This is a genomic window from Micromonospora reichwaldensis (genome assembly GCF_031845925.1).
GTDB lineage: Bacteria > Actinomycetota > Actinomycetes > Mycobacteriales > Micromonosporaceae > Micromonospora > Micromonospora reichwaldensis.
The window spans coordinates 23288-36576 of the sequence record NZ_JAVRFL010000014.1 but is presented as its reverse complement, the minus strand read 5'-3'; the positions used below and the strand labels follow the sequence as shown (position 1 = coordinate 36576).

Here is a 13289-nt window from a genome sequence, read left to right as displayed (position 1 = left end):
TTTCGCCTCAGTTGCACCGTTCCAGCAACTGGATCGCCCGCCAGCGCGCGACCAGCTTGTCGTACGCCGCCGAGGCCTCCTCCGCCTCGCCCCGGGACAGCCCGGCGAGCCCGCTCGCCACCAGCTGGGGCGAGTCGTCGTCGGCCAGCGTCTCGTCCGACAGCAGCTCGACCAGGCCGCCGTAGTCCACTTCCACCATCGAACGGGGGTGGAACTCCTCCAGCCAGCGGGCGGCCTCCTCGACCGCCTCCGTGATCGGCGCGTCGCCGATCGACTTGCGCAGCACGGACAGGGCCCGCGACGAACGCCGCCGCGCCTTGGAGATCTCCGTCCGGTAGCGCAGCGCCCGCCGCCCGGGGTGGGTCACGTGGTGCCGTTCCTCCGGGCCGAAGAGCACGAACCAGCGCAGCGGTACGCCCCACGTGGCGATCTGCTCGTGCACGCGCGGCACGCCGTGCTCCAGCACCCGCGCCCCGCTGCGCCAGTCCTCCACCACGGCCTTCGCCTGACCGGCGAGCACCGGCGGCACGAACGCGTCGGCCAGCACCGGCGGCACCCCGTCGCGCGCGTTCAACGCCGCCTCGGCCACCCGGATGCGCAGGTTCCAGGGGCAGACCAGCAGGGCCTCGTCGGTCTCCAGGACGTACGCCTCGTCCGGCAGGTCGGGCAGCCGGGTCCAGCCGGCGCCGAGCGCCTCCAGCACCGACGTCCGTTGCCGGCCCGGTCCCTCCACCGGTGCCACCGCCCGCCCCTGCTCGACGTAGCGCCGCCAGTACGCCTGGCGGTCCCGGTCGAAGGCGGTCAGCGGCTCGTACACGCGCAGGTATGAAGCGAAGAGCGACGGCACGGCGCGATCCTCCCACGAATTGGAACTCGGCCGTCGTCGGCAGCGCGATCACGCGTGCCGTGGGCGGCCGGACGGCGTCGGCCGATACTAGGCTCAGCGGCACCGGCAGCATCCCGCCGGCGGTCCACCGGTCCGCGTCCCACAAGGGCGCACCCCACACCAGGAGCGAGTCATGGGCGTATTCGCCACCACCGAAGACCCGGGGTCCAGCGGTCACGAACAGGTCGTGTTCTGCCAGGACAAGCAGACCGGCCTCAAGGCGATCATCGGCATCTACTCCACCGCGCTCGGCCCCGCGCTCGGTGGGACCCGGTTCTACCCGTACGCCAGCGAGTCCGACGCCCTCGCCGACGTGCTCGACCTCTCCCGGGGCATGGCCTACAAGAACGCCCTCGCCGGGCTGGACCTGGGCGGCGGCAAGGCGGTCATCTGGGGCGACCCCGAGCGGATCAAGAGCGAGGCGCTGCTGCGCGCGTACGGCCGCTTCGTGGAGTCCCTGGCTGGGCGCTACTACACCGCCTGCGACGTCGGCACCTACGTCGCCGACATGGACGTGATCGCCCGCGAGACCTCGTACGTCACGGGCCGCAGCGTCGAGCACGGTGGTGCCGGCGACTCCTCGATCCTCACCGCCTGGGGCGTGTTCCAGGGCATGCGGGCCGCGGCCGAGCACGTCTGGGGTGCCCCGACCCTCGCCGGCCGGCGGGTCGGCGTGGCGGGCCTGGGCAAGGTCGGCAAGTACCTCGTCGGCCACCTGATCGACGACGGCGCCGAGGTGGTGGCGACCGACGTCAACCCCAGGGCCCTGGAGTGGGCGCGGGCCACCCACCCACAGGTCACGCTGGTCGACGACGCCGCCGCGCTGGTCGCCGCCGACATCGACGTGTACGCCCCGTGCGCGCTGGGCGGTGCGCTCAACGACGACACGGTGCCGGCGCTGCGCGCCAAGGTGGTCGCCGGCGCGGCCAACAACCAGCTCGCCCACTCCGGCATCGAGAAGCTCCTCGCCGACCGCGGCATCCTCTACGCCCCGGACTACGTCGTGAACGCCGGCGGCGTGATCCAGGTGGCGGACGAGATCGAGGGCTTCAACTTCGACCGGGCCAAGCTGCGCGCGACCCGGATCTACGACACCACCCGGGAGATCCTGCGACTGGCCGACGCCGAGGGCGTGCCGCCGGCGGTGGCGGCGGACCGGCTGGCGGAGCGGCGGATGGCCGACGTCGGCCGGCTGCGCACGATCCACCTGCGCTGAGCGCCTCGGGGGCGGAGCGTCGTTCCGCCCCCGGCCCCGGCGGGCGGCCCGTCCCGTTAGTGTGGTTTCGCATGGCTTTGCCCGGTGTCATGGGCGCTCTCGACGCCGCTCCTTACCGGGTACAATCGGTGACGGCCGGATGACCGCGACGCGCGGTGTCGGTCGACGGTAACCCGAGGTGCCGAACGGTGGCATCCCCATGTACCGTAAGAGCCACGAGAGATGCCTGACGTCATCGGGGCCCGCCTTCGGGCTGCCCCGCATTCTGTGCGAGGGGGTCGAGCCATGGGGCGCGGCCGTGCTAAGGCCAAGCAGACGAAGGTGGCCCGGGAGTTGAAGTACCACTCCCCGAACACCGACCTCACCGCCTTGCAGCGCGAACTGGCGGGTGCTGGTAAGTCTGAGCACAACTTCGACGACGACTACAAAGAGTATGTCGACGACGATGATGAGGATCACGCGGACGAAGACCCGGATCCCTGGGTACGTCCGCCCCGCTGACCTCCGGTAGCAGCTGAGCACGCGGTGATCGCCCGCGTGCTCACGCATGTGCCCATCGAAGCGGCGCCAAGACCGACGATCAGGGACCTGCCCCGCCCGGACAACCCTCCGGACGATCGGCAGGTCCCTGATCACGGTCTGTCTCAGCGGGGGCGGTTGTTCCAGTTGTAGAACGTCGGGATGTTCTCGAAGTGGTTCCAGGCGCACACGGCGCTCGCGCCGTCGCCGCCCGCCACCTCGGCCCGTAGTCGCCGCGCGGCCTCGGCCTCGTGCAGGAGTGCGGTGAGTCCCGGCGCGGCTTCCCGCACCCGGTCGGCGACCTCGTCCGGGGTGTCCGTCCTCCGGTCAGGATGCCGGTGACTGGTGGTCTCGGGCATGCTCCAACACTCCCTCCAGTAAGTGGATCTTGCTGTTGCGGCAGTGCGCGGTCTGCGTACCGTCGAAACGCCCCTGTTCGAAGTAGCGGTTGGCCGCGTGGCCGCCGCCGCAGAAGCCGAAGTAGGGGCAGGACGCACGGCACGCCTCGACGCCGGCGAGGAACTCGCCGACCCAGGGCGTCCGGTCCGCGTGGGCGAGGATCTCGACCAGCGGGGTGGCCAGCACGTTTCCGCTGCTGAAGTCGCCGTACCGGACATCGGTGAAGCCGGCCAGCTCCGGCGAGAGCACGGTCACCGAGCCGTCGTGGCCGACGGTCGGGATCGGGTCCAACCGCCGGGGAAGCAGGTCGTCGGCGCTGCCGTCCAGCACCGCCGCGGCGTACCGCAGCGACCACTCGACCTCGCGCAGGTGGATCCGGGGCTCCCGGCGCCAGGCCGCCACCAACTCGGCCCAGAAGGCGGTCACCTGCCGCGCGTCGTGGGAGTTGTCGCGGAGGTTGACCCCCTCGGTCTCCTCGATGTTGACGCCCAGCACGTCACAGCCCAGGTCGAGGAAGTAGTCGTACAGCTCCGTGGCCAGGCCCGGCCCGGGGCGACCCACCACCGCCAGCGCCGAGAACGGCAGGCCGTGCCGGCGCAGCGCCGCCACCCCACGCAGGATCCGGTCGTACGCGGGACCACCGCCCCGGGTGACCCGGTCGCCGTTGCGTTCCCGCGGGCCGTCCACGCTCACGCTCACCCGCACCCCGTGCTCGACGAAGAACGCGCACCAGGCGTCGTCGATCAGCGTGGCGTTGGTCTGCACGTGGTGCTCGACCCCGGGCCCGAAGGGCGCGATCAGCGCGGCCAGGTGCTCCCGGCCGGCGGCCAGCGGCTCGCCGCCGTGCCACACCACCGAGAACCGGCCCGCCGCCGCCCACGGGTTGACCGACGCGGCCACCGCCTCGGCCACCGGCACCGGCATCCGCCGGTCGGCCGCGCGGAACGGCAGGTAGCAGTAGGCGCAGTCGAGGTTGCACAGGGTGGTGGGCTGCATGACCACGTACGAGGGGACGGCGGCCAGGCCGCGCATCCCGCTGAACGACAGTCCCCGAGCAGCCATTGCCCTCCTCCGCGCCTGAAGGGCTGTCGGGGAAACCGGGCGGGCGGCCCCGACAGCTCTGAGGGTGCCCTTCAGGCTAGGCGGCGACGGCCACTCGGGTGAAGCCCTGATCAGGTGCCCGTACGGTCACCGGGAGTCGATCAGCCCCGGGTGTGCTGGCCGACCATCTGCACGTTGCCGGAGCCCTCGATGATCTCGCCGGCCTGCCACGCGTCGACGCCCCGGCCGGTCAGGGTGGCCAGCGCGCGGTCCGCGTCCTCGGCGGAGACGATCGCGAACATGCCGACGCCCATGTTGAAGGTCGCCTCCATCTCCGGGTCCTCGATCCGTCCCTTGGACTGGATCAGGTCGAAGATCGGCTGCGGCTTCCAGGTGGACCGGTTGACGACCGCGTCGACGTGCTCGGGGAGCACCCGGACCAGGTTGCCGGGGATGCCGCCGCCGGTGACGTGGGCGATGGAGCGCACCTCGGCCTCGGCGATGAGCTTGAGGCAGTCCTGTGCGTAGATCTTCGTCGGGGTGAGCAGCTCCTCGCCGAGGGTGCGCTGCCGGCCGAAGTCGTCGATCACCACGTCGAGCCGCATCCGGCCGGCGCCCAGCAGCACGTGGCGCACCAGCGAGTAGCCGTTGGAGTGCAGGCCGGAGGAGCGCATCGCGATGACCACGTCGCCCACCTCGACCCGGTCCGGGCTGAGGATGTCGCTCTCCTCCACCACACCGACGCCGGTGGCGGAGATGTCGTACTCGTCCGGGCGGAGCACGCCCGGGTGCTCGGCGGTCTCGCCGCCCAGCAGGGCGCAGCCAGCGTAGCGGCAGCCGTCGGCGATGCCGGCGCCGATCTCGGCGACCTTGTCCGGCACGACCTCGCCGGTGGCGATGTAGTCGAGCAGGAAGAGCGGCTCGGCGCCGCAGGCCACCAGGTCGTCGACGACCATCGCGACCAGGTCGATGCCGACCGTGTCGTGGATGTCCATCTGCTGCGCGATCACCAGCTTGGTGCCCACGCCGTCCGTGGACGAGGCCAGGATCGGGTTCTTGTACTTCTTCGTGTCCAGCCGGAACAGGCCGGCGAAGCCGCCCAGGTCGCCCATCACCTCGGGGCGTCGCGTCTGCTTCACCTTCGACTTGAGCAGCTCGACCGCGCGGTCGCCCGCCTCGATCGAGACTCCGGCGTCCGCGTACGAGACCGAGCGTTTGCGCGCCTGGCGGCCGGTGCCGGCCGTCCAGGGCTGGCGGTCGCCGCCGGCGCCGGACGGGCTGCTTCCTGCGCCGCTGCGCTCGGACACGTGCGTCACGGTTCTCCCCCTTGGTTCTGGCGCCGCGCCGGCGGTGGCCGGGCCGCGCCGGGTGGTGCTACGGGCGGTGTGTGGTCACGCCGCCCGGAGTGGCGACGAGCGGGGCGGTGTGCTCCGGGGTGTCGGCCGCCTGCGCGGCGACCCGCCGGCCCACCCCTTCGAGCACGTGCTTGCCGATCAGGTTGCCGGCGGGCAGCTCGATCGGGTATTCCCCGTCGAAGCACGCACGGCACAGCCGGGTCTTCGGCTGCTCGGTGGCGGCGATCAGGCCCGGGAGCGACACGTAGCCGAGCGTGTCCGCCCCGATCGACCGCCGGATGCCGTCGTTGTCCAGCCCGTTGGCCAGCAGCTCGGCGCGGGTGGCGAAGTCGATGCCGTAGAAGCACGGCCAGTTGACCGGCGGCGAGGAGATGCGCACGTGCACCTCCAGCGCGCCGGCCTCGCGCAGCATCCGCACGATCGCCCGCTGGGTGTTGCCGCGCACGATCGAGTCGTCGACCACGACCAGCCGCTTGCCCCGGACGTTCTCCCGCAGCGGGTTGAGCTTGAGCCGGATGCCGAGCTGGCGCAGCGTCTGCGACGGCTGGATGAAGGTGCGCCCGACGTACGGGTTCTTCATCAGGCCGGCGCCGTAGGTGATGCCCGACTCCTCGGCGTAGCCGATCGCGGCCGGGGTGCCGGACTCCGGCACCGGGATGACCAGGTCGGCCTCGACCGGGTGCTCCTTGGCCAGCTGGCGGCCGATCTGCACCCGGGCGGAGTGCACGTTGCGGCCGGCGATGGTGGCGTCCGGGCGGGCGATGTAGACGTATTCGAAGAGGCAGCCCTTGGGCTCCGGGGCGGCGAACCTGCTGGAGCGCAGGCCGTCCTCGTCGATCGCGATCAGCTCGCCGGGCTCGACCTCGCGGACCACGCTCGCGCCGACGATGTCCAGCGCGGCCGTCTCGCTGGCCACCACCCAGCCGCGCTCCAGACGGCCCAGCACCAGCGGGCGTACGCCGTGCGGGTCGCGGGCCGCGTAGAGGGTCGACTCGTCCATGAACACGAAGCTGAACGCGCCCCGCAGCCGCGGCAGCACCTCCAGCGCCGCCGCCTCGACCGACAGGTCCGGGCGGCTGGCCAGCAGCATCGTCACCAGGGAGGTGTCGTTGGTCGAGCCGTCGGCGACCAGGCCCCGCTCGGCGACCTCGCGCTGGAGCTCCGCGGTGTTGACCAGGTTGCCGTTGTGGGCCAGCGCGATGGTGGTGCCGGAGGTGGTGGACCGGATGGTCGGCTGGGCGTTCTCCCACGTCGAGCCGCCGGTGGTGGAGTAGCGGGCGTGCCCAATCGCCACGTGCCCGCGCAGGCTGGCCAGGGTCGGCTCGTCGAAGACCTGGGCGACCAGGCCGAGGTCCTTGTAGACCACGACGCCCGAGCCGTCGCTGACCGCGATGCCCGCGGCCTCCTGACCACGGTGCTGGAGGGCGTAGAGCCCGAAGTAGGTCAGGTTGGCGACCTCCTCCCCGGGCGCCCAGACGCCGAAGACGCCGCACGCGTCCTGGGGGCCTGGTCGTTGGGGATCAAGGTCGTGGCTCAGCCGGCCGTCGCCTCGGGGCACCTGCGCTCCCTCATGCTGATCTGGACCGGCCTTGCGGAATCACGCGGGGGCGGATCCGCACTCCTCGGCCGGGACCACTGTCGTCGCCTGACAGTGTACGCGAATCCGTGTCGATACAGAAAGTCACGATCCGGCTCCGAGGTGTGACCGGTCGATGCGTATCGCCCCAGCTAGAGCGGCAGGTGCGCGGAGAGATCCGCCCGGATTCCGCTCACCCGTACGCGACCCTGGGTGATCGCGTCGGCCCAGCCGAGCCGTCCGGTGGCCACCGCCAGCCAGGTCTCGGGCTCCATCTCGACCACGTTGGCAGGGGTGCCACGGGTGTGTCGGGGACCGGGAACGCACTGAACTGCGCCGTAAGGTGGGACACGCACCTCCACCGATCGGCCGGGGGCGCGCTCCGCGAGGACGGTCAACAGGGCACGGACCGCCTCCCGGAGGACCGGTCGTTCGGGCGTACGCCCCTCGTCGAGCGCCGACAACGCCGCCGCGACCGCGGCGGACTTAGTGTGCGGAGAGGACACGACGGGACGATACGGCTTCAACGCGCCGCGCCTGACGCTGGCCCTGGGTCGCGCCGATCCCGTCAGACAAGGCATAGTTGCCGACGGCGTATTCGTACCGTGATGATCCCCGGCCCGGCGCCCCGCCGCCGAGGGAAGTCAGTCCGGAAGGGCGGTGGACGTGTCAACACACCGACGTGCCTGGAAGCAGCGGGCCGGTGTGGTCGTGGCGCTGGTTGTCGGCGCTCTGCTCGCCGCCCCCGCCACACCAGCCCTGGCCGCGGACGTCACCGTGTCGCCCGGCTCGGTCACCGTCAACGCCGGCAGCGACGCCGCCGTCACCGTGCAGGTGACCCCCCGCGAAGGCGACGAGAAGGTCAAGATCAGCCTCGCCGGCCTGCCGGGCGGCGTGAGCTGCGCGGGCGGCTGCGGAGAGATCGACGTCAACAACGACCGGCCGAGGTCCCAGCTGCTGCGGATCAGGGCCAGCGACAACGCCGGCGACGCCAACGTCACCGTGACGGTGGCGGCCGAGGGCGACAAGTCCGGCGCCGGCACCGCCACCTTCCAGCTCGGCGTCAAGGGCCGGGCCCAGCCGTCCCAGCCGACCGAGACGCAGACCGTCAAGTCGGTCTCCGGCAAGGTGGTCGCCCAGGCGAACGGCAAGGCCGTGCCGAACGCCGTGGTCATGCTCCAGGACGGCGCCGGCAAGAAGATCGACACGATCAGCGACGACGACGGCAGCTTCCGCTTCACCGGCAGCAGCACGAAGCCGATCGCGCCCGGCCGGCTCGCCATCGGCGCCAGCGTCGGTGAGGTCTACGCCACCAAGAGCTTCGACGCGTCCGCCGGGCAGAGCGTCACCGGCCAGCGCATCGCGCTGGCGATCAAGGTCGAGACGACCCCGAGCCCCACCCCGTCTGCCAGCGAGGAGCCCCTGCCCTCCGACGAGCCCGTCGAGGAGACGCCCGAGGAGAGCACCGAGGCGACCCCGGGCGCGGCGGCCAACGCCAGCAACGAGGACTCCGGCGGCATGGGCTCCTGGCTCATCATCCTGCTCGGCGGCCTGCTCGTCGCCGCCGGTGTCGGCACCATCGTGCTGCTCCTGATGCGGCGCAAGGACAACGGCGACGAGGCCGACGACGACGCCCCGGCGGGCGCCGCGGCCGGCGCGGTCCCGGCGGCCCGCGGGGCGTTCCGGGGCGCCGACGACCAGACCCGGGTGGTCAACCGGGTCGGCACCACGCCGGATCCGACGATGGTGGGCGGCACCGCGCTCAGCGACGCCCCGACGATGATGCACCGCCCCGTGGTCGACGACGTGCCGCCGGACCCGTACGGCGCTCCCCCGCAGCCCTACGGCGCGGCGGGCAACCAGCAGGGCTGGGGCGGCAGCGGCTACGGCGACGAGCCGGCCGGCGCGGGTGGCTACGGCGGTGCCGGCTACGGCAACGCACCCGCCTCCGGCGGCGGCTACGGCAGCGGCGGCTACGGCAACGCGCCCTCGTCGGGGAGCGGCTACGGCAACGCACCCGCCTCGGGCGGCGGCTACGGCAGCAACGACTACGGCGCTCCGGCAGGTGCGGCCGGCACGGCGGGTGCCGCGGGCTACCCGCCTGCGGGCGGCGGCCGGGGCCACGGCGAGCGGTACGACGAGCCGACCGGCCGCTACACCGGCGACGCCACGCAGTACCCGGCCCCGGCCGACCCGTACGCCACCGGCGTCTACCAGCCGGAGCAGGGTCAGGGCTACGGCCAGTCCGACCCGGGCGCGTACGGCCGGGGCGGCGAGTCGACCGGCGGTTACGACCAGCCGGGCGGCGGCTACGAGCGGGGCGGCTACGGCCAGTCCGGCGGCTACGGCAGCCAGGAGCCCACGGCGCCACGCGGCGGCTACGGCCAGTCGGGCGGCTACGACCAGCCCACCTCGTACGACAACCAGGGCGGCTACGGTCAGGGTGGCTACGGTCAGGAGCCCCCGCAGCAGCGCGGCGGCTACGAGGACCGCGACGGCTACGGCCAGGGTGGCTACGGCCAGCCGGGCGGCTACGACGACCCGCAGACCGGTCGAGGTCGCCCGGACGGCCCACCGCAGCAGGACCGGAGTGGCCGCCGGCTGGACTGGCTGGACGACTGACCCGCTCGGGGCTGGTCCCCGACGACAGCACCACGGCGAGGGCCGTCCGGATCTCCGGGCGGCCCTCGCCGCCGTTCCGGCCCGCCCCGACACCGGTCGGACGCGCGGTCGAGGGGAGGTCAGGCGGCGGAGAAGACGCCCTGCCGCAGCAGCGGGACCACGTCCGAGACGCCCACCCGGACGGCGACCTCCACGTCCCCGGCGAATCCGCCCTCGATGAGCTCGCGACCCGACACGCTGCCGCAGACCGCGGCGGGCACGTCGGGGGTGCTGGCGAGCGCGGCGAGGGCCATGGCCGCCTCCACGGAGAGGCCGCCGGGCACACCCGACAGGGCGTCCAGCACGCAGGCCGCCCCGAGCTGGTCCTCCACGCAGGGGCGCAGGGAACCGTCCGGCCAGCGCTCGCCCGAGGCGATCACGCCGATCGGCGCGTCCGTCGAGCCGTACCCCTGCTGGTCGAGCCAACGGCCGACGGCCTGCGCGTTGCGCAGGCAGGCCGCGACCACCGGCAGTCCGGTGGCGCTGGCCGCCGCGCTGATCGCCGAGCCGTTCGGCGACGGCAGCACGAGGTCGGCGACGACCGGTGCGGTGGTCAGCGCCGCCGACGAGAGCGACCACGGATGTTCCGGGGTCGTCTGGCGGCGGCCCACCGCCGCGACCGCGCCGACCCGCCGCGCGTAGTCGGCGGCCTGCTCGCCCCACGGGAACGGGTGCACCCGCATGCCGCGCCCGACCGCGACGTCCACGGCGGTGGTGAACGACAGCACGTCCACCACCACCAGCACCGCGCACACCCGGCCCAGCTCGGCCGCCCCCGTCAACCCCCAGTCGAAGCGGGCGCCGGAACCGGGTTGGACGTGGACGGCCGCAGCCACCGCCTCAGCGCTGACCGGGCTCGGTGTCGCCGGGCTCGGGAGCCGCCGCCCCGCCGGCCTCGGCCGGCCGGTCGGCGGCCTCGGCCGCCGGCTGCTCCGGGCCGGGCGCGACGGGCTCCGCCGGGGCCGCCGCCTCGGCCGGGGCCACCGGCTCGACGGCACCGGTCGACGGGACCGGCCCGGCCGACGCGATCGGCTCGCTCACGACGGCCGACGGGTCCACCGGCTCCGCGCCGGCCGATTCGGCGACGGGCAGCGGCACGGCCTCGACGGCACCCGCCACACCGGCGGCCGGCGCGGGCACCTCGACGACCCCCGCGCCCCCGAAGAGGCGCGGCAGCGTCTCGCTGTGCGCGGCCCGCAGCTCGTCCAGGCCGATGCGGAACTGGCCGTGCACCTCCAGCGCGCCGCCGGTCGGGTCGGTGACGCCGATCAGCTCGAACGGCACGCCGCGCTCGGCGCAGAGGGCGGTGAACGCCTTCTCGTGGCCGCGCGGCACCGACACCAGGGCCCGGCCGGCGGACTCGCTGAACAGGTAGACGAACGGCATCGAGCCGCCGTCGAACCGCTCCGGCACCGCGATCCGGGCGCCGACGCCGCGCCGCAGGCAGGACTCCACCAGGCTCTGCGCGAGGCCGCCGTCGGAGAGGTCGTGCGCGGCGCTCAGGTGCCCGACCCGCGCGGCCTCCGCCAGCAGGTCGGCCAGGAGCCGCTCGCGGGCCAGGTCGACCTGCGGGGGTACGCCGCCGAGGTGCTCGTGAGTGACCCAGGCCCACTCCGAGCCGGAGAGCTCCACGTGCGTCTCGCCGAGCAGGAAGATCTGGTCGTGGTCGCCGCTCGGCCGGGGCACGAAGCCCATCGGCACCCGGTCGGCCACGTCGTCGAGAACGCCGAGCACACCGACCACCGGGGTCGGGTGGATCGGCGCCGCGCCGGTCTGGTTGTAGAAGCTGACGTTGCCGCCGGTGACCGGGATGCCCAGCTCGGCGCAGCCGTCCGCCAGGCCGCGGACGGCCTCGGCGAACTGCCACATCACGCCCGGGTCCTCCGGCGAGCCGAAGTTGAGGCAGTTGGTGACGGCGATCGGCTTCGCGCCGGTGACGGCCACGTTCCGGTACGCCTCCGCCAGCGCGAGCTTCGTGCCGTGGTACGGGTCGAGCCGCGCGTACCGGCCGTTGCCGTCCACCGACAGCGCCACGCCCAGCCCGGTCCGCTCGTCGATCCGGATCACGCCGGAGTCCTCCGGCTGGGCGAGCACGGTGTTGCCCAGCACGTAGCGGTCGTACTGCTCGGTGACCCAGGTCTTGTCGGCCAGATTGGGCGACGCGATCATGCGCAGCACCGTCTCGCGCAGCGCCTCCGGGTCGGCCGGCCGGGGCAGCGTCTCCGCGCGGTCGGCCTGGAGCAGGATCAGGTCGGCCGGCTCGCGCATCGGGCGGGCGTAGACGGGACCGTCGTCGACCAGCGAGCCGGGCGGCACGTCGACCACCAGCTGGTCGTGCCAGGTGATCAGCAGCCGGCCCGGCTGGCCGTCCGGCGCCGGCGGGGTGACCTCGCCGATGGCGGTGGCCCAGACGCCCCACTTCTCGGCGGTCTTGAGCACCGCTTCGAGCTTCTCCGGCTCGACGACCAGCAGCATCCGCTCCTGCGACTCGCTGGCCAGGATCTCGTGCGGCTCCATCGAGGCCTCGCGCAGCGGCACGCGCTCCAGCCAGACCCGCATGCCGGTGCCGGCCGCCGCGGCGGTCTCGGTCAGCGCGCAGGTCAGGCCGGCGCCGCCGAGGTCCTGGATGCCGACGACCAGCCGGGCGTCGTAGAGCTCCAGGCACGCCTCGATGAGCAGCTTCTCCATGAACGGGTCGCCGACCTGCACCGACGGGCGGCGCTTCTCGCTGCCCTCGTCGAAGGTGGCGCTGGCCAGCACCGACACGCCGCCGATGCCGTCCCGGCCGGTCCTGGCGCCCATCAGCACGACGACGTTGCCCGGGCCGGCGGCGGCCTTGTTCTGGAGCCGGTCGACCGGCAGCACCCCGAGGCAGAGCGCGTTGACCAGCGGGTTGCCCTGGTAACAGGGGTCGAAGACGACCTCGCCGCCGATGTTCGGCAGGCCCAGGCAGTTGCCGTAGCCGCCCACGCCGGCGACCACGCCGGGCAGTACCCGGGCGGTGTCGGGGTGGTCGGCGGCGCCGAAGCGCAGCGGGTCCATCACCGCGACCGGGCGGGCGCCCATGGCGAGGATGTCCCGCACGATGCCGCCGACGCCGGTGGCCGCGCCCTGGTAGGGCTCGACGAAGCTCGGGTGGTTGTGCGACTCGACCTTGAAGGTCACCGCCAGCTCGTCGGAGACCTGCACGACGCCGGCGTTCTCGCCGATGCCGGCGAGCAGCCGGTCGCTCGGCGGGGCCTTCTCGCCGAACTGCCGCAGGTGCACCTTGCTCGACTTGTAGGAGCAGTGCTCGCTCCACATGATCGAGTACATCGCCAGCTCGGCCTGGGTGGGCCGCCGGTCGAGGATGTGCCGGATCCGCTCGTACTCGTCGTCGCGGAGACCCAGCTCGGCGTACGGCTGGAGCTCACCGGGGGTGTCCCCGGCGCGCGGCACGGTGTCCAGGCCGTCGGCCCAGTCGGCGGTCGCCGGCCCGGGACGCCCGGCCGGCGGCACGACGCCGGCCGGACGCGGCTCCACCGGCTGCGCCGGGGCGGCCGGGAAGCCCTCCGGGTTGTCCCGTACCTCGTCCGGATGGGTGGTCATGACCTCTCCTCGCTGCGCTCGCGTCCGCCCGACGGGCGGGTGAGCCGA

Annotated in this window: 11 protein-coding genes; 3 read left to right on the top strand and 8 right to left on the bottom strand. The window is 73.4% G+C overall.

Annotated elements, in window-relative coordinates; genetic code table 11:
• Positions 1–7: 7 nt before the first annotated feature.
• Positions 8–847 (bottom strand): CBS domain-containing protein, encoded by an 840-nt coding sequence (locus tag RM555_RS13905; RefSeq protein WP_311412121.1) that lies wholly within the window; start codon positions 845–847, stop codon positions 8–10.
• A gap of 172 nt (positions 848–1019) precedes the next feature.
• On the opposite strand from RM555_RS13905, the gene RM555_RS13900 reads away from it, so the two are divergent.
• Both RM555_RS13900 and RM555_RS13895 read left to right on the top strand, forming a co-directional pair.
• A complete protein-coding gene (locus tag RM555_RS13900; RefSeq protein ID WP_132235140.1) occupies positions 1020–2102 on the top strand; it encodes a Glu/Leu/Phe/Val family dehydrogenase in 1083 nt (360 codons plus the stop codon).
• Positions 2103–2387: 285 nt separating this feature from the next.
• Positions 2388–2603 (top strand): DUF3073 domain-containing protein, encoded by a 216-nt coding sequence (locus tag RM555_RS13895; RefSeq protein WP_089002617.1) that lies wholly within the window; start codon positions 2388–2390, stop codon positions 2601–2603.
• A gap of 143 nt (positions 2604–2746) precedes the next feature.
• On the opposite strand, the gene amcA is transcribed toward RM555_RS13895, so the two are convergent.
• From amcA to RM555_RS13870, 5 genes are all read right to left on the bottom strand, one after another.
• Positions 2747–2980, bottom strand: coding sequence for a multiple cyclophane-containing RiPP AmcA (gene amcA / locus RM555_RS13890; protein WP_151455707.1), 234 nt, complete (start codon positions 2978–2980; stop codon positions 2747–2749).
• The gene (amcB, locus tag RM555_RS13885) at positions 2949–4052 is read right to left on the bottom strand and encodes a cyclophane-forming radical SAM peptide maturase AmcB (RefSeq protein ID WP_311412233.1); all 1104 of its coding nucleotides are present in this window, start codon (positions 4050–4052) and stop codon (positions 2949–2951) included. The genes amcA and amcB overlap by 32 nt, the downstream gene beginning before the upstream one ends.
• A gap of 170 nt (positions 4053–4222) precedes the next feature.
• Complete coding sequence (purM, locus tag RM555_RS13880) at positions 4223–5377, bottom strand: phosphoribosylformylglycinamidine cyclo-ligase (RefSeq protein ID WP_132235146.1); 1155 nt, start codon at positions 5375–5377, stop codon at positions 4223–4225.
• A 58-nt stretch (positions 5378–5435) separates the two neighbouring features.
• Positions 5436–6974: an amidophosphoribosyltransferase gene (purF, locus tag RM555_RS13875; RefSeq protein ID WP_132235148.1), complete on the bottom strand. Its 1539-nt coding sequence runs from the start codon at positions 6972–6974 to the stop codon at positions 5436–5438.
• Between the two features lie 170 nt (positions 6975–7144).
• A complete protein-coding gene (locus RM555_RS13870; RefSeq protein ID WP_311412120.1) occupies positions 7145–7498 on the bottom strand; it encodes a sterol carrier family protein in 354 nt (117 codons plus the stop codon).
• Positions 7499–7658: 160 nt separating this feature from the next.
• On the opposite strand from RM555_RS13870, the gene RM555_RS13865 reads away from it, so the two are divergent.
• Positions 7659–9614 (top strand): hypothetical protein, encoded by a 1956-nt coding sequence (locus RM555_RS13865; protein ID WP_311412119.1) that lies wholly within the window; start codon positions 7659–7661, stop codon positions 9612–9614.
• Between the two features lie 119 nt (positions 9615–9733).
• Here the strand turns inward: RM555_RS13865 and RM555_RS13860 are convergent, their stop codons facing one another.
• Complete coding sequence (locus tag RM555_RS13860; protein WP_311412118.1) at positions 9734–10489, bottom strand: 2-phosphosulfolactate phosphatase; 756 nt, start codon at positions 10487–10489, stop codon at positions 9734–9736.
• 4 nt (positions 10490–10493) lie between these two features.
• Entirely contained in the window at positions 10494–13241 is a 2748-nt protein-coding gene (gene purL / locus RM555_RS13855; protein WP_311412117.1) for a phosphoribosylformylglycinamidine synthase subunit PurL, read from the bottom strand.
• Between the last annotated feature and the right edge of the window lie 48 nt (positions 13242–13289).